Here is a 441-nt window from a genome sequence, read left to right as displayed (position 1 = left end):
CGTGATGACGCTGTTCGACCGCCTGCCCGGATCGTTCCTGCCCGACGAGGATCAGGGCGTGGCCCTGGCCATCATCCAGGGCCCGGACGGATCGACCACCCAGCAGACGCAGGCCCTGGTCGAAAAGGTCGAGCAGTACCTGCTGACCCAGGAAACCGACACCGTGGAATCGGTCTTTGCCGCGCTTGGCTTCAGCTTCGGCGGGACCGGGCAAAGCAACGCGCTGGTCTTCATCAAGCTGCGCGACTATGCCGAACGCGACGGGTTCGACATCGCGTCGCTGGTGAACCGGGCGAACGGCTATTTCTTCACCACCAACCGCCAGGGCCAGATCTTTGCCCTGCAGCCGCCCGCGATCCAGGGCCTGGGCACGTCCTCCGGCTTTACCATGTATCTGGTGGACCAGACGGGTCAGGGCCAGGACGCGCTGGCCGCCGCCGC

General features: G+C 66.0%; 1 protein-coding gene. It reads left to right on the top strand.

Features of this window, described 5'->3' with window-relative positions:
• On the top strand, positions 1-441 hold a 441-nt coding region (locus TW83_RS16650; RefSeq protein ID WP_204245795.1), incomplete at both ends, for an efflux RND transporter permease subunit.

This window comes from Paracoccus sp. S4493, from assembly GCF_000967735.1.
Classification (GTDB): domain Bacteria; phylum Pseudomonadota; class Alphaproteobacteria; order Rhodobacterales; family Rhodobacteraceae; genus Paracoccus; species Paracoccus marcusii.
This window is presented reverse-complemented; position numbering and strand designations above follow the sequence as displayed.